Origin of the sequence: Ponticaulis profundi, assembly GCF_042659465.1 — a bacterium.
In the GTDB taxonomy this organism is placed as follows: domain Bacteria; phylum Pseudomonadota; class Alphaproteobacteria; order Caulobacterales; family Hyphomonadaceae; genus Ponticaulis; species Ponticaulis profundi.
Genome location: NZ_JBHSSW010000002.1, coordinates 56,387 through 80,613, shown reverse-complemented (window position 1 = coordinate 80,613; position 24,227 = coordinate 56,387). Strand labels below are relative to the sequence as shown.

General features: G+C 54.7%; 25 protein-coding genes. 10 read left to right on the top strand and 15 right to left on the bottom strand.

The window, feature by feature from the left end; all coding sequences use genetic code 11:
• Positions 1–17 precede the first annotated feature (17 nt).
• The gene (locus tag ACFQDM_RS01260) at positions 18–1,031 is read left to right on the top strand and encodes an NAD(P)/FAD-dependent oxidoreductase (RefSeq protein ID WP_377374417.1); all 1,014 of its coding nucleotides are present in this window, start codon (positions 18–20) and stop codon (positions 1,029–1,031) included.
• On the opposite strand, the gene ACFQDM_RS01255 is transcribed toward ACFQDM_RS01260, so the two are convergent.
• The 3 genes from ACFQDM_RS01255 to ACFQDM_RS01245 all read right to left on the bottom strand — a co-directional run bounded on the left by ACFQDM_RS01255 (position 1,023) and on the right by ACFQDM_RS01245 (position 3,572).
• Entirely contained in the window at positions 1,023–2,546 is a 1,524-nt protein-coding gene (locus ACFQDM_RS01255) for a sensor histidine kinase (protein ID WP_377374415.1), read from the bottom strand. The genes ACFQDM_RS01260 and ACFQDM_RS01255 overlap by 9 nt on opposite strands.
• Before the next feature lie 127 nt (positions 2,547–2,673).
• The gene (locus ACFQDM_RS01250; RefSeq protein ID WP_377374413.1) at positions 2,674–3,096 is read right to left on the bottom strand and encodes a PaaI family thioesterase; all 423 of its coding nucleotides are present in this window, start codon (positions 3,094–3,096) and stop codon (positions 2,674–2,676) included.
• The gene (locus tag ACFQDM_RS01245; RefSeq protein WP_377374411.1) at positions 3,093–3,572 is read right to left on the bottom strand and encodes a PaaI family thioesterase; all 480 of its coding nucleotides are present in this window, start codon (positions 3,570–3,572) and stop codon (positions 3,093–3,095) included. Before ACFQDM_RS01245 ends, ACFQDM_RS01250 begins: the two co-directional genes overlap by 4 nt.
• A gap of 208 nt (positions 3,573–3,780) precedes the next feature.
• Here ACFQDM_RS01245 and ACFQDM_RS01240 point away from each other — a divergent pair, with 208 nt between their 5' ends.
• The 3 genes from ACFQDM_RS01240 to ACFQDM_RS01230 all read left to right on the top strand — a co-directional run bounded on the left by ACFQDM_RS01240 (position 3,781) and on the right by ACFQDM_RS01230 (position 7,025).
• Positions 3,781–5,160, top strand: a complete 1,380-nt coding sequence (locus ACFQDM_RS01240; protein ID WP_377374409.1) for a flavin-containing monooxygenase — start codon at positions 3,781–3,783, stop codon at positions 5,158–5,160.
• 150 nt (positions 5,161–5,310) lie between these two features.
• Positions 5,311–5,961: a TetR/AcrR family transcriptional regulator gene (locus ACFQDM_RS01235; RefSeq protein WP_377374407.1), complete on the top strand. Its 651-nt coding sequence runs from the start codon at positions 5,311–5,313 to the stop codon at positions 5,959–5,961.
• 29 nt (positions 5,962–5,990) lie between these two features.
• A complete protein-coding gene (locus tag ACFQDM_RS01230) occupies positions 5,991–7,025 on the top strand; it encodes an alpha/beta hydrolase (RefSeq protein ID WP_377374405.1) in 1,035 nt (344 codons plus the stop codon).
• Here ACFQDM_RS01230 and ACFQDM_RS01225 read toward each other — a convergent pair whose 3' ends face one another.
• Entirely contained in the window at positions 7,026–7,700 is a 675-nt protein-coding gene (locus ACFQDM_RS01225; RefSeq protein WP_377374403.1) for a sensor histidine kinase, read from the bottom strand.
• A gap of 343 nt (positions 7,701–8,043) precedes the next feature.
• On the opposite strand from ACFQDM_RS01225, the gene ACFQDM_RS01220 reads away from it, so the two are divergent.
• Entirely contained in the window at positions 8,044–9,072 is a 1,029-nt protein-coding gene (locus tag ACFQDM_RS01220) for a hypothetical protein (RefSeq protein WP_377374401.1), read from the top strand.
• A 2-nt stretch (positions 9,073–9,074) separates the two neighbouring features.
• Here the strand turns inward: ACFQDM_RS01220 and ACFQDM_RS01215 are convergent, their stop codons facing one another.
• Together ACFQDM_RS01215 and fliI are read right to left on the bottom strand one after the other, a co-directional pair.
• Positions 9,075–9,485: a hypothetical protein gene (locus tag ACFQDM_RS01215; protein ID WP_377374399.1), complete on the bottom strand. Its 411-nt coding sequence runs from the start codon at positions 9,483–9,485 to the stop codon at positions 9,075–9,077.
• Positions 9,485–10,801, bottom strand: coding sequence for a flagellar protein export ATPase FliI (fliI, locus tag ACFQDM_RS01210; RefSeq protein ID WP_377374397.1), 1,317 nt, complete (start codon positions 10,799–10,801; stop codon positions 9,485–9,487). Before fliI ends, ACFQDM_RS01215 begins: the two co-directional genes overlap by 1 nt.
• 211 nt (positions 10,802–11,012) lie before the next feature.
• Between fliI and ACFQDM_RS01205 the strand changes: the two genes are divergently transcribed.
• The 5 genes from ACFQDM_RS01205 (at position 11,013) to ACFQDM_RS01185 (ending at position 16,815) form a co-directional block, all read left to right on the top strand.
• Complete coding sequence (locus ACFQDM_RS01205) at positions 11,013–11,396, top strand: response regulator (RefSeq protein ID WP_377374395.1); 384 nt, start codon at positions 11,013–11,015, stop codon at positions 11,394–11,396.
• Positions 11,397–11,665: 269 nt separating this feature from the next.
• Positions 11,666–12,379: a response regulator transcription factor CtrA gene (ctrA, locus tag ACFQDM_RS01200; RefSeq protein ID WP_377374392.1), complete on the top strand. Its 714-nt coding sequence runs from the start codon at positions 11,666–11,668 to the stop codon at positions 12,377–12,379.
• A gap of 194 nt (positions 12,380–12,573) precedes the next feature.
• Positions 12,574–14,730 carry a TonB-dependent siderophore receptor gene (locus ACFQDM_RS01195; protein WP_377374389.1) on the top strand — a complete coding sequence of 719 codons (2,157 nt, stop codon included), beginning with the start codon at positions 12,574–12,576 and terminating at the stop codon, positions 14,728–14,730.
• A 9-nt stretch (positions 14,731–14,739) separates the two neighbouring features.
• Positions 14,740–15,315 (top strand): hypothetical protein, encoded by a 576-nt coding sequence (locus ACFQDM_RS01190; protein ID WP_377374387.1) that lies wholly within the window; start codon positions 14,740–14,742, stop codon positions 15,313–15,315.
• Positions 15,316–15,333: 18 nt separating this feature from the next.
• Complete coding sequence (locus ACFQDM_RS01185) at positions 15,334–16,815, top strand: PepSY-associated TM helix domain-containing protein (RefSeq protein ID WP_377374384.1); 1,482 nt, start codon at positions 15,334–15,336, stop codon at positions 16,813–16,815.
• A 32-nt stretch (positions 16,816–16,847) separates the two neighbouring features.
• Here ACFQDM_RS01185 and ACFQDM_RS01180 read toward each other — a convergent pair whose 3' ends face one another.
• The 9 genes from ACFQDM_RS01180 to ACFQDM_RS01140 form a co-directional block, all read right to left on the bottom strand.
• Positions 16,848–17,687 (bottom strand): CheR family methyltransferase, encoded by an 840-nt coding sequence (locus ACFQDM_RS01180; protein WP_377374381.1) that lies wholly within the window; start codon positions 17,685–17,687, stop codon positions 16,848–16,850.
• Positions 17,687–18,847, bottom strand: a complete 1,161-nt coding sequence (locus tag ACFQDM_RS01175; protein WP_377374378.1) for a protein-glutamate methylesterase/protein-glutamine glutaminase — start codon at positions 18,845–18,847, stop codon at positions 17,687–17,689. Before ACFQDM_RS01175 ends, ACFQDM_RS01180 begins: the two co-directional genes overlap by 1 nt.
• Positions 18,848–18,861: 14 nt before the next feature.
• A complete protein-coding gene (locus tag ACFQDM_RS01170; RefSeq protein WP_377374375.1) occupies positions 18,862–19,227 on the bottom strand; it encodes a response regulator in 366 nt (121 codons plus the stop codon).
• 17 nt (positions 19,228–19,244) lie between these two features.
• A complete protein-coding gene (locus tag ACFQDM_RS01165; protein WP_377374372.1) occupies positions 19,245–19,700 on the bottom strand; it encodes a chemotaxis protein CheW in 456 nt (151 codons plus the stop codon).
• A complete protein-coding gene (locus ACFQDM_RS01160; protein ID WP_377374371.1) occupies positions 19,697–22,477 on the bottom strand; it encodes a chemotaxis protein CheW in 2,781 nt (926 codons plus the stop codon). The genes ACFQDM_RS01165 and ACFQDM_RS01160 overlap by 4 nt, the downstream gene beginning before the upstream one ends.
• 136 nt (positions 22,478–22,613) lie before the next feature.
• Positions 22,614–23,246: a histidine phosphotransferase family protein gene (locus ACFQDM_RS01155; protein ID WP_377374370.1), complete on the bottom strand. Its 633-nt coding sequence runs from the start codon at positions 23,244–23,246 to the stop codon at positions 22,614–22,616.
• A gap of 190 nt (positions 23,247–23,436) precedes the next feature.
• Positions 23,437–23,664: a hypothetical protein gene (locus tag ACFQDM_RS01150; protein WP_377374368.1), complete on the bottom strand. Its 228-nt coding sequence runs from the start codon at positions 23,662–23,664 to the stop codon at positions 23,437–23,439.
• Positions 23,664–24,020: a YdbL family protein gene (locus tag ACFQDM_RS01145; RefSeq protein ID WP_377374366.1), complete on the bottom strand. Its 357-nt coding sequence runs from the start codon at positions 24,018–24,020 to the stop codon at positions 23,664–23,666. Before ACFQDM_RS01145 ends, ACFQDM_RS01150 begins: the two co-directional genes overlap by 1 nt.
• Before the next feature lie 13 nt (positions 24,021–24,033).
• Positions 24,034–24,216 carry a YnbE family lipoprotein gene (locus ACFQDM_RS01140; protein ID WP_377374364.1) on the bottom strand — a complete coding sequence of 61 codons (183 nt, stop codon included), beginning with the start codon at positions 24,214–24,216 and terminating at the stop codon, positions 24,034–24,036.
• Positions 24,217–24,227 lie beyond the last annotated feature (11 nt).

Genomic DNA, 24,227 nt, shown 5'->3' with positions numbered 1-24,227 from the left:
TTAGTTTGGGGAAAGCGATGAAGGGAAACCAGATGAAGCTTGCCGTGATCGGTGCCGGAATTGCAGGTCTGACCTGTGCAAAAGAAGCGATGTCAGCCGGGCATGAGGTAACATTGTTCGACAAGGGACGTGGCCCAGGCGGACGATGCTCAACGCGCCGCATGCCAGGCAAAGACGGAGAAATCCGCTTTGATCATGGTGCCATTGGTTTTCGCCCTCAATCGAGCGAATTTGCTGAGCTAACGGAAACCTGGGTTGAAGCCGGTTTGGTGAAGCCCTGGCAGGCACGTATTGGACAGCTGAACTCTGCCGGCCGTATTGAGGCCGCAGATGACGCTGAAGCCCTTTATTATGTCGGCCTCCCGGGGATGAACGGTCTCATCAAAGGCCTCGCTTCTGAACTCGATTGTCACTTCGGCATCCGCATTCATGAAGTACGCCAGAATGGCGATAGCTGGGTTCTGACGTTCGAAGACGATATGCCCGATTTCGCGTGTGATGGCGTGATCTGTTCCGCACCAGCCGAGCAAACAGCGATCCTGCTGGATGGCATCGCACCCGAATTGGCAAAACAGGCTCAACATGTGGAGTCCTCGCCTTGCTGGACTGCCATGCTATCCTTTTCAGCCCCTGTGCCGGTTGATTTCGATCTGATCCATATGGACGGACGTCCCTTTTCGAGGCTTGTGCGCAATAGCGCGAAACCGGAGCGCGGATGTGCTGAAGCCTGGGTGCTGCAGGCAAGCTCTGAATGGAGCGAAGATCATGTCGACTGGTCAGCCGATGATGTGCTGACGGAACTGGTAAGCGCATTTGCCGCCGCAACAGACTGCTCCGAAACGCCAGATATCGCCACCGCCCATCGCTGGCTCTATGCCACGCCGAAGTCCGGTGTCGGCGTTCCGGCAAGCTGGGAGCCCGACCTCAAAATTGGCACATGTGGTGACTGGCATATTGGTGGAACGATTGAGAATGCCTGGCTAAGCGGACGGGTTCTGGGCGAACGCCTGAAAACCGTCTCGTCAGGCTGAGGCCGACCGGAGCGGGCGCTCCTCCACCTGAACACCCGCTTCCTCACCACAGCAACAAACCATGTCTTTCCCGATTGGCAGAGCTATGGTGACTTCCGTCCACTGCCCTTCTTCGCTGTCGATGTGAAAGCAACCATTGTGAAGCTTCACCAGGCTGCTGACGAGGTTGAGGCCAATGCCTGTTCCTGAAAATCCTTTCGAGGTCGACGCGCGGAAAAACCGATCGGCAACATGATGAAGTTCTGATTTCGGAATGCCGACACCATGGTCTCGTATTTTCAGTGTGACCTTGTCATCAGCCCCGATCAGCGACACCCGAATGACCGGATTGCCCTTTGAATATTTGATCGCATTAGACAACAGATTGCTCATGATCTGATCCAACAGACGTGGATCACCGAGCATGTGCTCTGGAACATCCTCTATATGAAGCTGGATATCATGGTCGGTCGCGATTTCACGATGACGCCCGACCACATCGCGCAGCAAATTGGCAAGCGACACATCTTCCGGAACAAAGGCGAGTTGACCGCTGGCGATGCGCGAAGCATCCAGCGTTCGCTCAACCATGCTGGAGAGCCGTCCAACCGATTTTCGGATCTGGTTCATACGCTCGCGGACATCGTCGTGAGACATGGCATCAATGCGTCGCTCAACGCGGTGTGCACTGGCATCAATGACCGTCAAAGGCGTCCTGAACTCATGACTGACCATCGCCACGAAATGATTTTGCATGTCCGTGAGTTCACGTTCCGCTTCGAGCGCTTTTTCCAGCTTTTCTGTCTGGCTTCGGAGTGCCGCCGTTTGGTGGGCGACCTCTTTTTTCAGATTATCGCGGTGATAGGTCAGCTCCGCATTGAGCTTCTTCATCTCGTGATTGGCATGCTCCAGCGCTTCATGCGCGCGGACCTGTTTCACAAAACCTTTCTGGAAGGCATGCACCAGGGCCAGCACCATAACCAGGATGACCGCAAGATTGACCGCGATGATCATCTGAGAGGTATCACCTGAGACGAAGGCGGACGTGACCAGGCAGCTGCCGCTCACCAATATCGCCAATGTTGGCGCCGGCGCGAAATGGACCAGCGCAAAGACAGTGCCCACCAGTGTAAAGGCTATGAAAAAGCTCGCATGCGCCTGCTGTGCGGACGACCCCATGGACGCCAGCATCCATCCCCAGGCGGTGATCGAAACGGAGAGAAAACCAACCGCCCAGAACACCACTTTCAATTTCCGAACGACGACATTGATTGGCAAGTCATCAACCTGCCCCTGGTTTTTGTACCAGGCGAAAACGCGCGCGCCGAATATGAGTGTAATGATCCCCGGAAAAATCAGGACAGCTTCATTCGAGGCCGTGCCGTAATAATCCATTGCCAGACCAACGGCACCGACCCAGACCATAATGTAGAGGAGCGGCACCTGACGATCGAGCGCCGTCAACTGCGCTCGCAGCAGGACCTCATCGTCCCGGCGGATCGAAAGAAGATTTTTCAGGCCTGACCAGTCAAACATAATGCTACCCATTTGATTGGCCGAACGTAAAATCGAACGGTTAATTAAACGGGTTCATAGTCAGTAAAAATGCGCCGTCTTTTTGACGCATGACACGCTTTATTTGAACTGTTGAAAACAGAAGATCTTAATTATTGAGCAGGAAGTGCGCCTGAAGTGTCGCAACTGGTTTCTCACGTTCTGACTGCCATGCTTCTGCACGAACGTTTGCAATCCGGCGCCCCTGTTTGGTGACGCTTGCACGCGCGAAGAGATCTTCGGCACGGCCCTGGCGCAGATAGTCGATTGTCAGATTGACCGGCTTTGGCAGCGCATTCACTTCAGACAACAGGAACAATTGTGCCATCGCAGTCAGCTCGAGAAAGGCCCCGATAGCGCCGCCATGCAGCGCCTGAATTGTGGTATTGCCAATCAGCTTGCTCTGAAATGGCAGAATGGCCGTCATCTCATCGCCCATGATTTCACAGCGAAGCCCCAGAAAATTGGCAAAGGGTGTGTGATCGAGAAAGCCTTGCAGCTTGCTCTGACGCGCAAGAATTTCACCGCTCATTTCAGGGCACCTTCCGGAATCTGACCACCGAAATTCTGAATGTCGTTAAGCGCAAAGGAACCGGCAGCCGTGGCAATCACATGATCCTTGCTCTCGTGATAGGCCCAGGCCCGCGTGAAGGCGACATTCCGCGTGAGGTGATAGCATTCCGCCTCAGCGATAACATCACGTCCGACTTCAGCCGGGCGCATATAGTCGATGCGCAGATCCAGCGTCGCCGTGGATTTGAGTTCTTTCAGAGAGGCAATCACCGCCACGCCTGAAACGTTATCAAGCAGCGCTGTGACGACGCCGCCATGGATGACCCCGGTCGCCGGATCACCAATCATTTCCGTGCTATAGCCAGCGCGCGCAATCGCACGTCCAGGCTCCAGATCGATCAGCTCGAACCCCAGCTTCTGAGCATAGGGGACATTGTTGATCACGTTCGGTGCATACTGGCGCACCAGATCGAAAAAATCAGGGTCAGTTGTCATGGCGTAATGATCTACACCGATTGACCGGGGCGTTGAAAGCCATTTTTCGAAGCGATGGGATATTCAAACCTTCCGCTACGGCAGGCATTTTTGACTAAGCCGAACGCTTTAATTTTCATTCTGCCCCATTGACGTCCACGTTAAGTATCATAGCATTCAACCCAAGATCAGACAGGAAATACCTGCAAGTTTGGGAGGATATACCATCATGGCTTTTGATGGCGAAAAGCGTTTGCCGAAGGCATGCATAGTCGGCGCGGGACCATCGGGTTTCACCACAGCGAAGCGTCTGAAGGATTACGGCATTCCGTATGACTGTTTTGAAGTGTCAGACGATATCGGTGGCAACTGGTATTTCAACAATCCAAACGGCATGTCGTCCTGCTATGAGAGCCTGCATATCGACACATCCAAATGGCGTCTCGCCTTCGAGGATTATCCGATCCCGTCGCACTACCCGGACTTCCCGCACCACGCACAATTGCTGGAATACTTCCACAATTACGTCGATCATTTCGGGCTGCGGGAAACGATCACTTTCAATACCGGCGTCGAACATGCCGAACGCCGCGACGACGGCCTTTGGAGCGTGCGTCTCTCCAATGGCGAGACCCGCGTCTATGACGTGCTGATTGTCTGCAATGGTCACCACTGGGACCCACGCATTCCGACCGAATATCCTGGCGAATTCAATGGCTATCAAGTTCACAGCCACAACTATCGCGACCCGTTCGAACCTTTCGACTTCCGGGACAAGAATGTGATGGTCGTGGGCGGCGGCAATTCCGCAATGGATATTTCCTCAGAACTGTCTCAGAAGCCGATCGCCAAGAATCTCTACATCTCACTGCGCCGTGGTATCTGGGTGATGCCGAAATACATGAACGGACAGCCCGCGGACAAAGCGGTTCTGCCACGCTGGATCCCGACAAGCATTGGCCGCAAGCTGGCCCGCAAGGCGGTGAAGAAAGCCATCGGCAATATGGAAGACTATGGCTTGCCGAAGCCGGATCATGAACCTCTGGACGGTCACCCATCCGTTTCGGGTGAGTTTCTGACGCGAGTTGGCTGCGGCGACATCAAGATCAAGGGTGCTATTGAGCGCCTTGATGGCGATGGCGTCATCTATAAGGATGGCAGCCGCGAGCAGCTGGACGCAATCGTCTGGGCGACGGGATACAATATCAGCTTCCCATTCTTCACTGACCCAGCGCTGACCCCTGATAAAGACAACCGCTTCGATCTGTTCAAGCGGATGGTGCGCCCCGGCTTCGACAATCTGTTCTTCATGGGGCTGGCTCAGCCTCTGCCAACGCTGGTGAATTTCGCAGAACAACAGTCAAAACTCGTCGGCGCATATCTCGCAGGCGAATACGCCCTGCCACCAGCAGACCAGATCGACGACATCATTCAGGCCGACAACGAATTTCACACCGGCCATTTCTACAACTCACCGCGGCATACCATTCAGGTCGACTTTCACGCTTATTGTGCTGACCTGAAGAAGGAGTTGAAACGCGGCGCAGCCCGCGCCGATAAACACGGCAATGTCATACCTGTTGAAGCCCGGGCGGAGGCGACTGTCTGAGCGCGCGGCATGTGATGCCACTGATTGGGCAAAGTGGCCGGGCATGGCACCGGGGACTTTGCCCAATCGCTTTAGGTTTTGACAGATTCCCATTACCATGATTGCCATCTGCCGATTATCCTGAAGTACAGACAGAAGTAGCGCGTAACCTTGAGCAAGACTTTCATCGCCGCAAAGCCGGAAACGGGAAAACGAGAACGCGCAAAAGCCGCCAATCGGGACGCCATTCTGGTCGCCGCCAGACATGTGTTTGCCGAACTCGGCTTTGAAGCGACCACGGTACGCGACATCATCCGCGGGACCGACCTCGCATCGGGCACATTCTATAATTACTTCAAATCAAAGGAAGAAGTCTTTGAGGCGCTCGCGCGCCAGTCCGTCACGCAGTTTCGGCCCCGCTTGCAGGATGTCCGCAAAACGGCGACGAGTTTTGAAGATTATATCAGTGGTGCCATCCGGGCGTATTTCCAGTTCCTGATGGATTCCAAGCGGACAAACCAGGCTGACGATCTGCACCACATCCCGCTAGTCGGCGTTCGTGTCGACACACCTGAAATGCAGGCCGTCTTTCAGGAAATTCGCAATGATATCGAAGACTTCCTCGCTCGTCAGGGCGCTGGCGATGTGGATACCGAATACCTGACTGCGGCAGCAATTGGCGTTGCTCGCGAACTCGGAGACTGCATGGTGTCCCGAAAGACCGGAGACGAGGGACAGATCATCGATCAGGTTACTGCCTTCGCCACCAATATGATTTTGAATGGTGTGCGCGATCTCATAAAAGACATAAAAACCGAGTAAACAGAACAAGACATCTCAGGGGGAGACAAATGAGTTTTCAGGCAACGCTTGTCAGACTGATGCTGAAACTGCCACCCGGCATTCTGGTCAAAATTGCAGGAGGGCGGCCCGTTCAGCTCGGCGGACGTACACTCGACCCACATTTCCAGTTTCTCGCCAATGGTGCGGCGAGCCAGCCGCCCATGTCATCCCTGTCTGCACAGGATGCTCGCGCAGGATCAGCCGCCGGTCTCGCCATGTTCGCAACATCGCTCCCAGACGGCGTGACATCCGAAGACAGCGAGATTGTGCTGGAAGACCGTACAATCCCGACGCGCGTCTACAAACCCGCCGATCAGGACCCAAATATGCCGCTCATGGTGTTTTACCATTTCGGCGGCGGTGTCATTGGCGACCTTGATACATCACATGCGTTTTGCGGCATGATGGCGAAGATCTGTCGTCTTCCAATCGTCTCGGTCGACTATCGACTGGCTCCTGAGCACAAATGGCCTGCAGGCCTGGATGACGCTGTCGCCGCTTACGAGTGGGCGCTGCTAAATGCCGATTCCTTTGGCGCCCTTCCCGGTCAGGCGATGGTCGCTGGCGATTCCATGGGGGGAAATTTTGCCGCCATCGTCGCTCAGGAAATGAAGCGCGAGCACAAGCCGCAGCCGGTCTTTCAGCTCCTCATTTATCCTGCAACAGACGTTGCTTCAGATACACCAAGCATGCACCTGTTCGGCGACAGCTATCCGCTCACGCGGGACACGATGGAATGGTTCATGCAGCATTACATGCCCGATGATGCTGACCCGGAAGATCCGCGCCTGTCGCCAATCCATGAGATGCAGCTGGATGGCCTCGCGCCCGCCATTGTCGCCACCGCCGGCTTTGATCCGCTCGTAGATCAGGGCAAAGCCTATGCTGACCGCCTGAGTGATGCAGGGGTGGATGTTGATTATCGCTGCTATGACAGCCTTGCGCATGGCTTTACGGCATTTGTCGGCGTTGCGCCTGCTGCCAAAAAAGCCTGCGAAGAAATCTGTATGCTTTTGAAAGACAAGCTCAAAGAGCTTCACTGATCAATCAGCCAGCTCACCTGGCAGATCGAGCAGAAATCTTGCACCGCCGGAGGCTGACGTCTCCGGCGAAAGGTGCAACTCACCGCCCTGCACCTCTGCAAGGCGGCGCGCCATCGGCAGCCCCGCACCCACACCCTGGCGATCGCTTTCTGTTGAAAGCTTCTGAAAAAGACGAAAAGCGGAATCCTCTGAGAGGCGCAGTCCGGGGCCATTGTCGTCAATGATCACGCGCACTCGTTCGCCTTCCATCTTGCGGAAGGATACCGACAGCTGAACGGACGCTTTGTCAGAATGCAGCGCAGCGTTTTCAAACAGATGAAACAGCAATGCGTGGGTCCGCGCTGGATTTGCGTCGATCAAAGCGTTACCGACCAGCTCCAGCGTAATATCCCGTTCCGGCCACAAATCCTTCAACCGCCCGACGGCCAGCTGTGCAATCTCTGAGACTGAGAACACCTCACGGGCCGGGCGCTTCTGGTGCTCACGTCCGAAGGCGACAAGCTCATCGACCATGTCTGCCGTTTCCTCAAGGCTTTCTTTCACGATCTCCAGATGTTCACGTGCCTCATCACTGAGCGGCTCCTTCAAGGAGCGCTCGAAGAAATCGAGGAAATGCTTCATATGTCGAAGCGGCGTGCGGATATCGTGCGAAAGCGCAGAAGAAACCTGCTCCAATACATGTTCTGTATTTAGATTGCTGGCATGACTGACCGACGAAGCACGCCCCTGTTCCGCCCCAGCTGGTAACGACTCGTCTGTTTCGCTCTTGCTAATTGCAGGCCTCCCCGGTGTGACGATGTTCACCCCGACAACGATCCACTATGACTGCAATGAATCGGTAAAGACCGACAAGTCACTTTTAAACAAAACCAGCAAGTAGGGAGGCAATCGTTTTCAACAGAACAAAAATTAACAGGACAAATTACCTGTTTAATAGAGTCTGTGGATGAGTGCTAAGTATATATTGCACTAAAGAATCAATGCTCGTATTATGTTCTGAACAAAAGCAGGGCCTTACATGCGAATTCACTATGTAGAGGACAATGACAAAGATGCGCAAATTGTCTCCGACATGGTGCAGTCTGACCTCGAGCTGAAGATCGACATTTCAAAGCGCATTGACGACTTTGAACAAAGTGGTGAGACAGCCTCCACTGACTTCATCATGCTTGATGTCCGCCGCCCTGACGCTGTTTCCATTGAAGACGACATCCGACGTATTCGTACTTTTACTGATGCGCCGATCGTTCTGGTGACCTCTGATGGATCTGATCTTATCCGCCGCGAAGCGTTTGCTGGTGGCGCGGAAGCCGTTCTTGATAAACGCGATCTCAGCTCTGAATTGCTTCGTCAGATCGCGATCAACACAACGCTGCGTCACAAGCTGAAAGCTGAGAAATCCCGATCATCGAGAGAACAGACGCCACACGCACAGCCCTATTCTCTCAAAGCGCCGCTCGAAACACTGAGCGGCACTTTTTCATATCTTGAAATCAGCCTTCAGACCCTGCACGAAGCCATGATTGACGCCGGACGTCAGGCAACAGCGGAATATGTCGCCCATTTGCTGGAAACCGTTCGGGCCATTCGCGCTTATGCGCAGGACGATCTCAGCCAGGCAACGCGAACGCCGATCCACGAACTGCTTCTGGACACGGCAGAACGGGTCAGCCGGGATGCGCGCAAGATGGGGATCGACCTCGTCATGGAGACGGAAACCTCCTGGTTCACACAGATTGGGTCTCGTCCACTTGCCGCGCTGGGCATTCAGCATCTGATTGGCGGCATCCTGCGCGCCTGCGCCAAGGGAGACCGGATTTCGGTTCGCTCGGAACGCGTCGACGAAGGCATCGCACTGAACCTATTCGTCAGTCGTGCCATCATCGACTCCCGCAAAACACTGTTCAATCTGGCTGACAACTGCCCAGGCATGGGCGGAGACGCAAAAGCGTCAATTCAGCTCGGCCTGACCCTGCTGTCTGTGCCTAAAGAGCAAGTGGACGTGCATGTCCACAAGAACAATCTGTTCATTCGGGTACAGATCTAGGCTTAGTTCCGACCAAACATCTGTGAGCTGCGCTCATCGAAAGCGGATTGCTCTGTTTGCAAATCTTCCAGACGTTTGGCTTCTTTCTGCCGGGCAATCAACATTTCCAGCTTTTTGACTTCAGCAAAAGCACGACTTAATTCGCGCTGCGCCGCTTCATGCTGGGCTTCAACATCCTGAAGCTCTTCGTCGAACTGGCGAAGACGCTGCTTCTGAAGATCGAGATAAGCTGCAAAGCCCATGCTGGCGAGCGGCGAGCCATCTATCATGGCAGCTTCCGCGGTTGTTGCTGCCTCGCATGTGGCGCGCCGCGTGATCAGATCATTCCGATGCGCAACCACCTGATTGGCCTTGATGGCCAGCTCTTCCATTTGCCGGTTGGCGCGCTTGAGCAGGATTTCCAGCGTTCGCATCAGGCCGCCTCAGCATAGAGTTCTTTCAACGCCTGCAGGACAGCCTCAGGCGGCGTCGGGTCGCCCACATTCTGAGTCAGGAAGGTATTGAGTTTTTCATTCAGCCGCACAGCGCGATCAACATCCGGATCTGAACCCGGTGCATAAGCGCCAATCCGAATGAGCTCTTCCATATCGGTGTAAGTCGATACCAGTCGGCGTACATTTCGGATCAGTTCCGCCTCTTCTGGTCCCTGCAAGGCGCTCGACAAGCGCGAAAGGGATTTCAGCAAATCAACAGCTGGATAGCGGCCACGCTCTGCGATATGGCGCGACATGACAATGTGACCATCCAGAATACCGCGCACGGCATCAGCGACCGGCTCGTTATGATCATCCCCGTCGACAAGGACTGTGAACAGCCCGGTGATGGCACCCGTGCCATGCACACCCGGCCCGGCGCGTTCCAGCAGTTTTGGCAATTCAGCAAATACGGATGGCGTGTAACCGCGCGTTGTTGGCGGCTCACCTGCCGCAAGCCCGATTTCACGCTGCGCCATGGCAAAGCGCGTGACACTGTCGAGCAGACACAGGACCTGCTTTCCCTGGTCACGGAAATATTCAGCCACGGTCATCGCCGCATAGGCTGCGCGTCGACGCGCCGGCGCTGGTGCATCAGACGTCGCTGTCACGATGACGGAGCGCGCCAGCCCTGATGCGCCCAGCGCGTCCTCGACAAACTCACGCACCTCACGTCCCCGCTCACCGATCAGACCGATGACAATCACATCTGCATCCGCGCCCTGGGCGAGCATGCCCATCAGGGTGGACTTACCGACGCCGGAACCCGCGAACAGACCCAGACGCTGGCCGCGCCCGCATGGCGTGAAAAGATCCATCACGCGCACACCCAGATGAAGCCGCTCATCGACTCGTGTGCGACCATGCGCAGGCGGCGGCGGGACTTCGATCGGTTTGGCGTAAGGCCCCTTCGGCAGAATTTCGCGGCCGTCCATTGGATTGCCGAACGGATCAACAATGCGGCCGAGCCAGGCTGAGCTTGGATATAGATAGCTGACACCGGCCTCATAGAAGACCGCAATGCCGGGATAGATTTCCTGACTTGTCTCACACAGAAGCAGAATGGCCCGCTCGCCCTTGAACCCGACGATTTCTGCGCGCGCGCCATCAATCGTGCCAATGCGGGCAATCGCACCAATGCGGAGTGAGGACCTTGGCCCCGTGGCTTCCAGCCGTAGTCCTTCAAGCGCCACGATTTCGCCTTCGGCGGTGACCGTTGGCGCGCGTTTGATCTGCCGGATCATTTCCTGAAGCATTGAACTATCTGGCCTGACTGAAGTTGTGTTTTCCATCAGATTGCCGTGCGCCGACTAATCAGTCGTTAACGAACACAAATCGTGCATTTCGAAATTTTCTGCTTTTCTTCGGAACAGTTCGGGTTCGTTTTCTTTATGTTTACAATGAATCACGCAAGTTTTCACCAGGACTGCAAAGTCCGGCGACAGAAACCGTGCTAAGAGGGACGAGATGCACGTAATATTGATCGCACAATCAAGAGATGTGACGCGCACGCTTCAGGAGACGCTTCTCTCTCACGGTCACTCGGCCGAATGTACCGAACACGGCGAGAGCGGCATTCAACTGCTCAAGTTCCGAAGCTTCGATGCCATTCTGGTTGATGATGAGCTGCCCGATATTTCCGGCCTTGATGTTGTGAAACAAATCCGCGCCATGCGGATCGATACACCGGTTTTATTTGTTTCCGAACTTCGAGCGCATTCGTTAACGGACGAAGCGCGGGCCTGCGGTCGGGTGGATTTTTGCCAGAAGCCACTGCAATCACACGATATGATCCGTCGGCTATCACGGCTCATCCCATCACCGCACATCGCAAGCCAACCGAGCGCTTAACCGCTACAAACTTGTTTATAAAGTAAGTTTACGGGCCTTCGCAATGACGGCGCACCAGGCTTTGACTCGTCTGACGAATCGATTTCTGAAAATAGCGTACGCGAATGACTAACGGCTTGTGATCACGTCTCCCGAAACGTGGTGCAATCTTCGTTAAAATAGCCGACGCAAAAATGATATTGCGTTAACCTTTTGTTTCCCTTCGCGCGTTTACCTATACATGAAGACCGCCAACGCGTTAAACTGTAAGTGATTCGGGAGACGACTTGATGCGCGTACTATTGATTGAAGACGACAACGCAGTCGCTCGAAGCATCGAGTTGATGCTCAAGGCCGCAGGTTTCAACATTTACCAAACTGATCTTGGTGAAGAAGGCGTCGACCTCGGCAAAGTTTATGAGTATGACATCATCATTCTCGATCTTTCCTTGCCGGATATTTCAGGTTTTGACGTTCTGAAGCAACTTCGCATGAGCCGTGTGAACACACCGGTCCTCATCCTCTCCGGGAACCCGGACATTGAGGCGAAGGTTAAAACGCTTGGTTATGGCGCTGATGACTACCTCACAAAGCCTTTCAACAAAGACGAACTGATTGCCCGTATCACAGCCATCGTTCGCCGCTCGAAAGGTCATGCTGAGAGCGTGATCCGCACCGGTGACATCATTGTGAACCTCGACGCAAAAACAGTCGAAGTTGGCGGCAACCGCGTTCACCTCACGGGCAAAGAATACCAGATGTTCGAGCTGCTCTCCCTGCGCAAGGGCACGACGCTCACCAAGGAAATGTTCCTCAACCACCTTTATGGCGGCATGGACGAGCCAGAACTGAAGATTATTGACGTCTTCATCTGTAAGCTTCGCAAGAAGCTCGCTCAGGCGACCAAGGGGCAACACTACATTGAGACAGTCTGGGGACGTGGCTATGTCCTGCGTGACCCTTCTCCGAACGCAGCAGGCATGCGTGGCGAAGAAGCAGCGTAAGCCGTCTTCAAATGGAAACATCGAAACCGGCGTTCAGGCGCCGGTTTTTTTGTGTCCGCAATTCAAGCATTCATGACACAGAGCAAAACAATCCATCGCTGAACATGATAATGAGATTGACTCGCAAGATCTAACTTCATAGTCCCCTTTTGATAATGATTTTCATTATAATCTAGAATTTGGGGAAATTTCAGATGTCACCTCGCCTAAACTACGGCGTGAGCTTGCTTGCATTCGCGGGTGTACTTGCGTTCGCGCCCGCCTCTTTTGCTCAGAACACCGCTGACGATGAGTCCGAGAGCCGTCAGGAGATGGTTATTGTAACCGGACAGATCGGATCCTTCAGCGCCACAAAGTCTGACACACCAATTACCGAAACAGCGCGCTCGGTCACCGTCGAAACGGCCGAGATGTTTATCGACAAGGGCGCATTGAACCTGTCGCAGACTCTCACCTACGCATCTGGCGTGACGGGCGAGACATATGGCTTTGCAACGCGTGTGGACTCTGTCTCGTCGCGTGGTCTGTCCATTCCACGTTACCGGGATTCCATTCAGGAACTCTTTGGCAGCTACAACACCACACGCGCAGAAACCTATTCCATGGAACAGGTCGAAGTCCTCAAGGGACCAGCATCTGTGCTTTATGGTCAGGGCTCTCCCGGCGGGCTGATGAACATTGTCTCCAAGACGCCGAAAGAAGACTTTCGTGGTGAGATTGTTGGCGAAGTCGGCAATTTCGATCGCTACCAGATTGCCGGCGACGTGACCGGCCCGGTGTCCGGCACAGATGGGAAACTGCTTTATCGCCTAGTTGGCCTTTATCGGGATACCGGCACGCAGGTCGATTATGTTGACGACCAGACCGCCATGTTAATGCCCTCCCTGACCTGGCTTGCGTCACCGGACACACGCTTCACGCTGATTGGCCTGCATCAGGAAACCGACAGTGACACCGGCGCGCAATTCATTCCAATCGAAGGCACGCTTTATCCGGTCGAAGCAACAGGTGAGTATATCGACCCGGATGTCTACGCAGGTGAGCCTGATTTCAACCGGTTCGATACAGAATCTACCCAGGTCACATTGCTCGCAGAGCATCAGATCAATGACATCTGGAAACTCGAAGGCACAGCGCTCTGGCGCTCCGGCGAGGCAGACTATCATCAGGCGTGGCCAGCCTTCACTGGCGCAGGTCAAAGTCGCTATATCAACGCTTATCTGGGCCTGCCGTCTTCTATCACAGGCCTCACCGACACGACCGTTGCACGCACCTTTTATCAAGGTGACAACACTTCAGAGCAATACGCGCTGGATGTTCGTGCGAAAGCAGACTTCACGACCGGCGTACTTGATCACAGCCTGCTCATGGGCGTGCAATATCAGGATGTAGAAACCGACAGTAACAGCGCTTACTTTGCTGGCGGCGGTGCCCTGCAGGGTGACTTCCGATATGTTCTGGATCTCGCAAATCCTGTTTATGGCAATGTGCCAGATCAAGCCGTGCTGGATGCGATGTATGTCGACAGTCCGACGCAGACCGTCGAGGACCTTGGTTTCTATCTGTCTGATCAGATTTCATACGATAAATGGCGCTTCACACTCGGCGTGCGCGCAGACCAAGTCGAAAATGACACCGGAACAGCCCAGCAGGATGACGACGCCGTCTCAACAAGCGTTGGTGTACTCTACCGCTTCGACAACGGCATTTCACCTTATGCGAGCTATGCGGAAAGCTTTGAACCAGTGCTCGGAACAGACCTGCAGGGTAATCAGCTGGAACCACAAGAGGCCCGTCAGTATGAAGTCGGCGTCAAATATGAGCCAGACTTCGTGCCGGGGCTCGTTACCCTCTCCTATTACGACATCGAGATTTCCAATCTGCCGAATCCGAACAGCCTTCCGGGAGATGCCGCCCAACAGCAAGGTGTCTCCAACCTGAAAGGCTTCGAATTCGAAGCGCACCTCCAGCTCGACGAGTTTTACATTCAGGCCGCTGCGTCCACGATAGACGCAGAAGACCCGAATGGCTTTGAACTGTCAGCACAGCCAGACAGTGCAGCCTCACTGTGGACGACCTGGGAACCTGAAGGCCGACTTTCCGGCTTCAAGGCAGGTGCAGGTATTCGCTATGTCGGTGCAAGCGTCTCAGAGACTGAGACCATTCGCTACGACACACCAAGCTACACGCTGGGTGACCTGATGATCGGTTATGAATGGGATCGCTGGGATTTCCAGATCAACGCCCGTAACATTACTGATGAAGAATATCTCACTTCCTGCCTGACCCGCGGCGATTGCTTCCCGGGTGTACGCCGGACCGTCGTCGCACGGCTTGGATATAACTTCTAGGATCATCCCATGACAGGAATCGCTTTCACTTTATTCCTGATTGCAACAGCCAGCTCCCTTGTGGGGCTGGCTTCGCTGTACCTTGCCTGGAAGACGCGTCAGCGTCCCGCGCTGATCCTGATAGGATGGGCATGCCTAACGGCATCTGCCATCCTCTTTACCTTCGCAAACGGGGACCGGGGGCTTGCTCAGGGCGGCGTCATCCTGATGAGCCTTGCCTGCCTGCTGATCCTGGCGCCCCTGCTGAAGGGTGTAGACGGCATGCACGCCTATGTTCGCAAGGCGCGTAGTGAGACCTCCGAAGAGGCGCCCCTGACGGCCATGCGGGTGCTTCAGAATATCTGGACCTTTCTTGTGTCCGGCCCGATCGCAGGCATTGCGGCTTTGCTTGCCTCCGCCGCCATGTTTCGATTGCTCAAACCGGAAACAGGCAATCCGGCAACCGTTGGCGTCAGTGCTATCATTCTGGCCATCCTGCTGTGGGCGCTGTTCAGTGTCCTGATGCTGATGGAAGCACGCCCGATCCGTCGAACAATCTACGCAGCAGGGCTCTGCACCGTGTCCGCGCTCGGCGCTTTCCTCTAAACTCCCGGAGCAAGACCAATGAAAAGCAGCATCTGGCCTAAGTCCTCCAACACGCGCGTCGACAGATCACTGGCAGCGCACTCCGTTATGGCACTCGCGATCAGTGCATTGCTCTTTATTGTCTGCCTGAGCGGCACACTCGCCGTTTTTGAAGATGAACTCGGTTGGTGGGAATACCCGGCAACACCCTCTGTCAGCAGCGTAACGCCTGAAGCGGCACAGTCTGCGATGGAAGCGGGCCTAGCGATAGAGCCGGATTCCTCACACCTTTATCTCTATCTGCCGCGAGATAACTGGCCACGTTTTGTCGTGGCGACCGACAATTCAGTACAGACCGCAAATGCGGATGGCGAACTCGTTGGTCCGTACGAATCCGCCTGGAATGATTTTCTCATTCACATGCATTACTATCTGCATTTGCCAGAATCCTTCGGCATGATCTTCGTAGCTATTCTCGGGGTTATGCTGGTGGCTATGTCGATTTCCGGTTTCCTGGCGCACCCGCGAATCTTCCGCGACGCCTTCAGACTGAAACGTTCGGGCCAGCCAAGATTGATCCAGGCCGATTTGCATAACAGGCTGAGTGTCTGGACGGCGCCATTTCATATTCTTGTTGCTGCCACCGGCGCCGTGATCGGCCTGTTTGTTGTTGTGGCCTATCTGCTCGCTGTGACGAGCTATAACGGCGATACACAGGCGCTGAGCAATGCAATTTTCGGAGCAGAGGCAGCGCCCGACGAAACGCCATCGGATATGCCTGATCTGGCCATGGCCATGCAGAACATGGCCATCGAGACACCAGATACGCCGCCCTTCCTCGTTGTGGTTCACGACCCCGGCACAGTTGGGCAGCATATCGGCATTTATGGTGAGCACACAGATCGCCTGATCTATGGCGAAACCTATGAGTTCGACGCATCTGGGACCTTCCTAGGTGTGGAAGGCTCATCCAATGGCGCGCTGGGACAACAAATCGCCTCGTCTGTCTACCGCCTGCACTTCGGTGACTTTGGCGGTCTGATCATGAAGGTCGCTTATTTCATTCTGGGCGCGCTGCTTTGCATCATCGTCGCGTCCGGCATGAACATCTACTTCCTCAAAGCGAAAGAAAAAGGTCGCGCGAAACCACGTCTTGAAGCGGCATGGGCGGGCTTTGTCTGGGGCAGTTCTGCTCTGTTTGCCTTCACATTAATCGCAGCACTGCTGGGCGCACCAAGCATTGCTCTGACATATGTCTTCTGGGTTGGTGCAATTGTTCTGAGCGCACTTTCGGCCTGGAAAGGCCAGAACGGAACGGCTGGCCGGATACTTCGGGCCGTTCTGGGTCTCAGCATGGTTGTTTCAGCTATTCTGCACGCGGCCCTTCACGCAGATACCTACGCCAATGTCTATATCGCCCTGACGAGTCTTGCGCTTCTTCTGGGCGGGCTCGGCTTTCTCGTAGAGCCCGGTGCCCGCTTGTTCGGACAAAAAGAAAAAACCCGCCTCCAGCATAGCTGAGGCGGGTCCTGATTTCTGGCAAGTCCAGCCAATCAGGCTGCGCGGATACCGGACCGGCGTCCGTCGCCACCTTTTTCGTAGAGACCGCGATTATCCTTGCTCGCAGCGAACGCATCGCAAACACCGACAACCGTTTCTGCTGCACCGAGCAAGAGATAGCTCTTGTCATTCATCTGCTTCGACAGGCGATTGAGAATGTCGCGCTTGGTCTGCAGATCGAAGTAGATCAGCACATTACGGCAAAGCACAACATCGAAGCTGCCGAGAGCATTCATCGGCTCCAGAAGGTTCATCTTGCGGAAACTGACCTTTGACTTGATCGAGTCAGAAAGCTTCCAGAGATCACCCTGCTGGGTGAAATAGCTCATCAGATAGCGGATCGGCAAACCACGCTGAACCTCGAACTGGCTGTAGAGGCCGGCTTTCGCTTTCTCGAGCACGCGATCAGAAATGTCCGCCGCAACAATCTCAACCTGAGCGCCACCAACCAGCTTCGGGTTCTGGTCCAGCATCATCGCAATCGAGTAAGGCTCCTGCCCGGTTGAACACGCAGCGCAAAGAATGCGGATACGCTGTCCCGGACGCGCTTTTGACAGCTCCGGAAAGACAACCTTTTCGAGGTGATCAAACGGCGTCTTGTCACGAAAGAAAAATGTCTCGTTCGTAGTCATCGCATCAACGATCTGCGCCATCAGACGCTCGTCCCGACGAGTACGTACAACGCTGATCAGTTCTTCAATCGATGCGAGCCCCTCTTTGCGGGCCAGCGGAGACAGCCGGCTGTCGAGCAGGTAGAGCTTGTCTTTCCCGATGACGATACCCGAGCGTCGTTTCAACTCAGACGTCACAAAATCGAAATCTGCCGGGTTCATTACCTGCCTCCTCGCAAGAATTTTTCGACCGCCGGAGCGACCTCACCGAGTGGGTGAACGGAATGAGCAAAACCTGCGTTAAACACAGAGCCCGGCATTCCCCAGACGACACTTGATTCCTGATCCTGAATGAAAGACCGCCCACCCTTTTCGAGGATAGCGCCAACGCCTTTACATCCGTCAGATCCCATACCTGTCAGCACGACCGCAGCGAGCGATCCACCCCAGACATCCGCAGCGCCCTTGAACAGGACGTCTGCAGCAGGACGACAGAAATTCACCTGTGGGTCCTGATTGAGTTCAATGATCGGGCGACCCGCCTGACGTTTGACCGTCATGTGATAGCCACCCGGTGCAATATAAGTATGCCCAGCCAGAACCGGTTGTCCATGCTTGGCTTCACACACTGTGTGCGCACAGACATCGTTCAGATGGTCCGCCAGAATCTCCGTAAAGGTCGGTGGCATATGCTGAACGACCAGGATCGGTAATTGCGTGGATTTGCACAGCGCCGGCAGAACCGCCTGCAGAGCCTGTGGACCGCCTGTCGAGCTCGCAACCACAATCGCTTCAGGCTGCATGCGTGTCAGCGGCAATGGACGCAGGCCAGGCTGGCCTGGTGCATGATTGGTTGGCTGAGCCGTGATCGGCGCTTTGCCAGCGACCGGGCGCGGTGCTAATGGCTGCAATGGTTTGGCCGGCAGAGCTGGCGCACGGGCCAGATCGGGCGAGCCGATAATACGGATCTTGTCGATCAGACTATCGCGATACGCCTCAGCGCCGCCAATCTGGTTCGCCTCAGGCTTCGGCAGATAATCCGAAGCACCAAGTGACAGAGCCTGAATTGTGGTTCTGGCGCCTTTGTGCGTCAGCGTCGACGCCATCAGAATTTTCGCCTTAGGCGCAGCACGGCGCAGGTGCGGCAGCGCTTCCAGCCCGTCCATGCGCGGCATTTCCACGTCCAGGATGATCACATCCGGACGATGGGTCGCGGCATCTGCGACCCCCTGTGCACCGTCAACACTGACGGCGACAATTTCAATGTCATCCAGTCCAGTCAGCCAGCGACGTGTCAGCCCGCGAACGACGGCAGAGTCGTCGACCAGCTGAACCCGAATGCGCTGACCAGGAGCCTGTCTGGTTTGAACGCCACTCAACATGTGTTTTCCGCCTGTTAGACCAGGCCGACTTCAGCGAATTTAGATTCAATGATCTCGCTGTCGAACGGCTTCATGATGTACTCATTCGCACCAGAGCGAATGGCTTCCGCAATGTGGTTCATGTCATTCTCTGTCGTGCAGAAAACAACAATCGGTGCGTCACCGCCCGGCTCACGTCGAAGCGCTCGCAGGAAGTCGATGCCGTTCATCACAGGCATGTTCCAGTCCAGCAGGACGGCATCCGGCATGTGATTGCGGCAAGCTTCCAGAGCCTCAGAGCCGTCTGCAGCTTCTTCCGTCGTGAAGTCCAGATCTTCGACGATACGTCGCGCCACCTTACGAACGACGCGAGAGTCATCAACAATCAAGCAGCGCTTCATATCACTCTCCTTGCTTCTTAGGCCGCAGCCCGATCAGCTTCATTATCTGTCGCAAATGACAGGATTTTTCCGATCTGCAAGATGACCAGAAGTTCCTTTTCCAAACGGTAAACACCGGATGCAATTTGTGCCCAGACAGGGTCCAAATTTGTGGGAACTTCCTCGCGCTCGTCATCCTTCAGACGCATCACTTCTCCGACCTCATCAATGAGCAGGCCGAAAGATTCGTTACCGAGCTCAATGCCAATCGCCATAACTGAAGCTTCCGGGTCGCGCGCTGGCAGACCGAGACGCGCACGGCTGTCCACCGCTGTCACGATACGACCACGCAGATTGAGCACGCCCGCAACTTCCGGAGGCCCCAGAGGAACCGGTGTGATCGACGTAGGTGCGAACACATCATGGATATCAGACACGGCAGCACCGAAAAGCTGGCCACCGATCTTCAGTGTAATGTACTCAGTCGAGCTCATGCTGCTTTACCTTTCAGGTTTGCTGCCTGGTCAAGAATGGCCAGCAGACCGTGACGATCAGATTTGCGAACACAACCGGTGAAGTCTGTTCCCGGCGTGGTGTCGCGGTTCGACAGTGCAATGCGCGGCACTTCCGTCCATTCAGAGTCGGTCGAGAGTTGCTCGAAGAAGCGAGACGCTTCCGCATTCTCATCAATATCCGCCAGAACGATGTCGAATTGCTCCGGCATCAGGCGCAGATTGAGGGCCTCTTCAGCCGAACCGACCGCTGTTACGCGATAGCCAGATGCTTTGAGGAGCGGTGCCAGCATATTGCGGAAGAATGGGTTGCTTTCGAAGAGCAGAACCGATTGAGGCTCCTGCTTGGACTCTTCGAGCGCTTCGGCCCAGTCATGATCAGCCATGGAGAGGAAGTGACCAATGTCGATAACTTCCGTCGCCTTGCCGTCGATGACTGCTGTACCCAGAATGCCTGGTGCTTCGTCGGCAATCTTGAAGTCCAGAACATCTTCGGTGATGTCGAGAACCTGATCGACGCCGAGACCGACAACCTGTTTGCCCTGAGAGATAACCAGAACAGGCTGGCGTCCCTCTGAAGCAATGGACATGTGTCCGGACAGGTGAACCACTGGCATGAGCTGTCCACGATACTGAACAACCGGACCACGGTTTGTCATTTCGAACTTCGACACTTCGATCTCTTCGAGACGCGTGACGAGAGACAATGGGCAAGCTTTTGGCTCGGAACCACCGGCAGAGAAGACCAGGAGGCTCGTGCGTTCCAGCGCCTGCTCGGCACTCTTCGCAGCCACAGCAGCCTTTGTCTGAGCCTGGTTTTTCGCGTTCGTCGTGTCGAAAGCTGCGAGGCGTGCAATACCCATCGGGTCGAGGATCATGATCACCGAACCATCGCCAAGGATGGTGGAACCAGAATACTCCGATACGCTGCGCAGAACGGTCGAAAGCGGCTTAACAACGATTTCTTCGGTATCGAAGACTTCGTCGACGACCAGACCAAAGGTTTGATTGGCGACCTGCATTACGATGACGAAGTGATTTTCGTTCTCGTTCCAGTTTTGCTCAAGATTGAGCGCACCGGAAAGCGGCAGAACCGGCAGAAGGCGATCGCGCAGACGCAGAACCTTCGTACCATTGATCGACTCAATCTGGTGATCGCTGTGTGAACCGGTGCGAACCAGCTCGACGACAGAGAGTTGTGGAACCGCAAAGCGCTGTCCTTCAACACCCACGATCAGAGCGGACACAATTGCCAGCGTCAGCGGGATCTTGATCACGAAGACCGTGCCCTCGCCTTCCATCGATGTCAGATCGACGGCGCCACCGATGAGTTCGATATTGGTGCGGACCACGTCCATACCAACACCGCGACCGGAAAGATTGGTGACTTTTTCTGCTGTCGAGAAGCCAGGCGCAAAGATCAGATTGTTGATCTGCTTGTCGCTCATGGACTCAGCTTCGTCCGGCGTGATCACGCCTTTCTCGATGGCTTTCTGACGGATACGGCTTGTCTTGAGACCAGCACCGTCATCGCGCAGTTCAATGTGGATGTGACCACCTTCATGATACGCGCGCAGCGTGATTGTACCGGATTCCGGTTTTCCGACAGCCATACGATCCGACGGCAGCTCGATACCATGGTCGCAAGAGTTGCGGATCATGTGAGTCAGCGGATCGCGAATGAGTTCAAGAACCTGACGGTCGAGTTCCGTCTGATCACCTTCCATGACCAGCTTGATCTTCTTGCCAAGGTCATTTGAGGCGTCGCGGACAATACGCGGAATTTTCTTCCAGGCATTACCGATTGGCTGCATGCGGGTCTTCATGACCGCATCCTGAAGCTCGCCAGTGACGTTCGACAGACGCTGCAGCGGTGTTTTGAATTCGGAATCGTCCATTGCGCGAACCATCTGAAGCAGCTGGTTACGGGTCAGAACGAGTTCGGAAACCATGTTCATCAAGTGCTCAAGTACATCCACGTTTACACGGATGCTCTGATTGGCACGTGGTGAGGAGTCAGAACGACCGGTATGGTCTTCGTCATGCTTGGAAATCAGATCGATCGCCGCAGCGGCTTCCGCAGCGGTCTCAACCTTGACGGTTTTGACTTCCGGAACGTCTGGGGCAGCAGCTTCTTCAGCGACGTCCACAACAGGCTCTTCAGCGGTGATGTCTTCCACATCAGCAGAAGCAAAAGCCGCTTCGAGTTCTGCAAGAGACACTTCGCCAGGGCGAAGTTCACGGCCGAGATCCGGGTCCCAACGCGCGCCTTCCGGCAGGTTGTCCGGCGCAGGCTTCTTCTCTTCTTCCGCGACGGCCTCAACGACCGGTGCAGGAGCTGGCGCATGCGCTTCAGCGGCGGGTGCCGTATCTTCAGAGAGACCACCCTCCGACGCATGCTCAAGGCGACCAATCAACTCGGCATCGTCACCGGCAGGTTCTGCCTGCTCGTCTTCAAGGTGCGACATTAAGTCTTTAATCTGGTCAATTGATTCCAGAACCAATGTCACAGCGGCTGGTGTGACTGGCACTGTTCCATCACGGAACCGGCCAAGAAGGGTTTCTGATGCGTGGGCTACAGCCTCAAGCCGTGGCAGGCCCAGAAAGCCGCACGTGCCTTTGATCGTATGAACAAGGCGAAAGATGTTATTGAGAATGCCTTGATCGTTCGGCTCTGCCTCGAAACGCACGAGCTCCGCATCAATCACATCCAGAGCTTCTGCTGTTTCAGTGATAAATTCACTTAGTAGGTCGTCCATGTGCCCACCTGAATAGTTATATTCCGACTAGTGGGCACACACTGGCGCATCTATATTAAGAAATTGCTTTCTTGCGGTGATATTATTCAATGAATTCCCGAATTCATTAGAATTCAAAAAATTTCACTTAATGCAGTTACAATCCAGTAACCAAGAACTTCACTTCTTCTTCACCTGTTTCGAATGAGAACTTACCACCAACTTCTTCAATAATCGAGATGGTAAAATAAGGCTGGATGGTTCGAGGGTCCCAGCCATCTTCCGGTTCAGCGCCGGTCAGAGCAGCACGCACATCCGGTGCCATCTTGGCGCGACGCCCGCTTGCTCTCAAAGCGATCTCGACACCATTGCCGTTATATATGGAAATTTCGAGGTCGCCGTCGCGTGAAAGACACGCCAGCCCCAGCATGACAATGTTCATCATCACACGCAGCTGCGAATAGCTGAGGCTTTCCGTTGTGCGGATATCCCAGATGACATTACCTTTGTGTGTGTCGACATAACCTTCGACGATTGATTTGGCCTCGTGCAGGTCTGCCCCGCCATGCGACATTCCCATTGAGCCAAAGGCATAACGCAGGAACTGAAGCCGATTGAGTGTCCGGTTCGTGCTCGACACCAGCAATTGCTCAGCCTGTTCGCGCATATCTGCCGCAGATGCATCCGCCATAAAGTCCAGCGCTGACGCAGCAGCCCCCACAGGCGAAACGAGATCGTGACAAATTTTCGAAGCCAGATAGGCCGCCAATCGGTTTGGTTCGAGCTTCATTTCCCGTTCCGTCCTTTGAGTTTGCAAACAGCGCATACGCTGCAGGTTACGTTACATAAAGCCGATAAACAGCCGTCCTTGTCAGACAGACACCATCAAGCTTCTCAGATTGCAAGCTACCCGATTCGAGACCGAAATGCCGGATTTCTCTGTTCGCCAACGCAAGACGCGAGCATACGCGCGTCTGCATTCATTTGTTCAGATCATTGATATCGTCATGGCCTGAGCGGGCGCTGAAAAAAATCAATGCGAACAGGCCGACCGAAACAAGAATGGACAGGCATGCCGCAAGGCCAAATGCAAACCATCCATGACCGGAAATATGAGACGGCTCAAAGACGCCTGAAAATTCAATAAAAAGGACGCCGGCAAAAAAGATCAGAATGCCGACGCCCGCCATGATACCGTATTTAAGCATTATGGGATTTTCACCCAGCTCCCAGTGTCATCATAGACATAGCGCCCGGAAGATTCGCCCTCGACGAGCTTCTTCCCCGAGATCTGAGCAATCGTCGAGAGAGATTGACCCTGCTCGGATGCAACTTGCGTATAGAGTTCACGACGGCGCGTGTTGATCTCATCCATTTTCCGCTTCAGCGCAGCATCCAGAGACGTTACAGCGCCGAGATAGCCATCGGCTTGCTCACCTATAAGACCCTGGTCTTTGGCAGCATCAATCATCGGGTCGCCAGCATGGGCCGCCATGACGCTGGCAGAGAAAGCCAGCATCAGCGCCGCAAAACCGGCAAGCATCAGGTTTCTGATCGCGATCATCATAATACTCCTATCAGAACAGATCCGGGTTGTTTGTAATCAGATCCTCGACTTCCTTGTCGAGTTTCACTCGGACTTCCTGATCAATCTTTACGTTCAGATTGATGGTAATCGGTTCTGTCGGTGTCGCAACACGCACCGTCGGTGTGCATGCCGCAGCGAACAGCACCGGGCATATCAAAAAAAGCAGTCGCAAGGGTCTCTCCT

Coding starts and splice junctions, on each gene's coding strand:
- ACFQDM_RS01260 (WP_377374417.1), top strand. CDS start 18: ATGAAGGGAAACCAGATGAAGCTTGCCGTGATCGGTGCCGGAATTGCA.
- ACFQDM_RS01255 (WP_377374415.1), bottom strand. CDS start 2,546: ATGTTTGACTGGTCAGGCCTGAAAAATCTTCTTTCGATCCGCCGGGAC.
- ACFQDM_RS01250 (WP_377374413.1), bottom strand. CDS start 3,096: ATGAGCGGTGAAATTCTTGCGCGTCAGAGCAAGCTGCAAGGCTTTCTC.
- ACFQDM_RS01245 (WP_377374411.1), bottom strand. CDS start 3,572: ATGACAACTGACCCTGATTTTTTCGATCTGGTGCGCCAGTATGCACCG.
- ACFQDM_RS01240 (WP_377374409.1), top strand. CDS start 3,781: ATGGCTTTTGATGGCGAAAAGCGTTTGCCGAAGGCATGCATAGTCGGC.
- ACFQDM_RS01230 (WP_377374405.1), top strand. CDS start 5,991: ATGAGTTTTCAGGCAACGCTTGTCAGACTGATGCTGAAACTGCCACCC.
- ACFQDM_RS01220 (WP_377374401.1), top strand. CDS start 8,044: ATGCGAATTCACTATGTAGAGGACAATGACAAAGATGCGCAAATTGTC.
- ACFQDM_RS01215 (WP_377374399.1), bottom strand. CDS start 9,485: ATGCGAACGCTGGAAATCCTGCTCAAGCGCGCCAACCGGCAAATGGAA.
- fliI (WP_377374397.1), bottom strand. CDS start 10,801: ATGCTTCAGGAAATGATCCGGCAGATCAAACGCGCGCCAACGGTCACC.
- ACFQDM_RS01205 (WP_377374395.1), top strand. CDS start 11,013: ATGCACGTAATATTGATCGCACAATCAAGAGATGTGACGCGCACGCTT.
- ctrA (WP_377374392.1), top strand. CDS start 11,666: ATGCGCGTACTATTGATTGAAGACGACAACGCAGTCGCTCGAAGCATC.
- ACFQDM_RS01195 (WP_377374389.1), top strand. CDS start 12,574: ATGTCACCTCGCCTAAACTACGGCGTGAGCTTGCTTGCATTCGCGGGT.
- ACFQDM_RS01190 (WP_377374387.1), top strand. CDS start 14,740: ATGACAGGAATCGCTTTCACTTTATTCCTGATTGCAACAGCCAGCTCC.
- ACFQDM_RS01185 (WP_377374384.1), top strand. CDS start 15,334: ATGAAAAGCAGCATCTGGCCTAAGTCCTCCAACACGCGCGTCGACAGA.
- ACFQDM_RS01180 (WP_377374381.1), bottom strand. CDS start 17,687: ATGAACCCGGCAGATTTCGATTTTGTGACGTCTGAGTTGAAACGACGC.
- ACFQDM_RS01175 (WP_377374378.1), bottom strand. CDS start 18,847: ATGTTGAGTGGCGTTCAAACCAGACAGGCTCCTGGTCAGCGCATTCGG.
- ACFQDM_RS01170 (WP_377374375.1), bottom strand. CDS start 19,227: ATGAAGCGCTGCTTGATTGTTGATGACTCTCGCGTCGTTCGTAAGGTG.
- ACFQDM_RS01165 (WP_377374372.1), bottom strand. CDS start 19,700: ATGAGCTCGACTGAGTACATTACACTGAAGATCGGTGGCCAGCTTTTC.
- ACFQDM_RS01160 (WP_377374371.1), bottom strand. CDS start 22,477: ATGGACGACCTACTAAGTGAATTTATCACTGAAACAGCAGAAGCTCTG.
- ACFQDM_RS01155 (WP_377374370.1), bottom strand. CDS start 23,246: ATGAAGCTCGAACCAAACCGATTGGCGGCCTATCTGGCTTCGAAAATT.
- ACFQDM_RS01150 (WP_377374368.1), bottom strand. CDS start 23,664: ATGCTTAAATACGGTATCATGGCGGGCGTCGGCATTCTGATCTTTTTT.
- ACFQDM_RS01145 (WP_377374366.1), bottom strand. CDS start 24,020: ATGATCGCGATCAGAAACCTGATGCTTGCCGGTTTTGCGGCGCTGATG.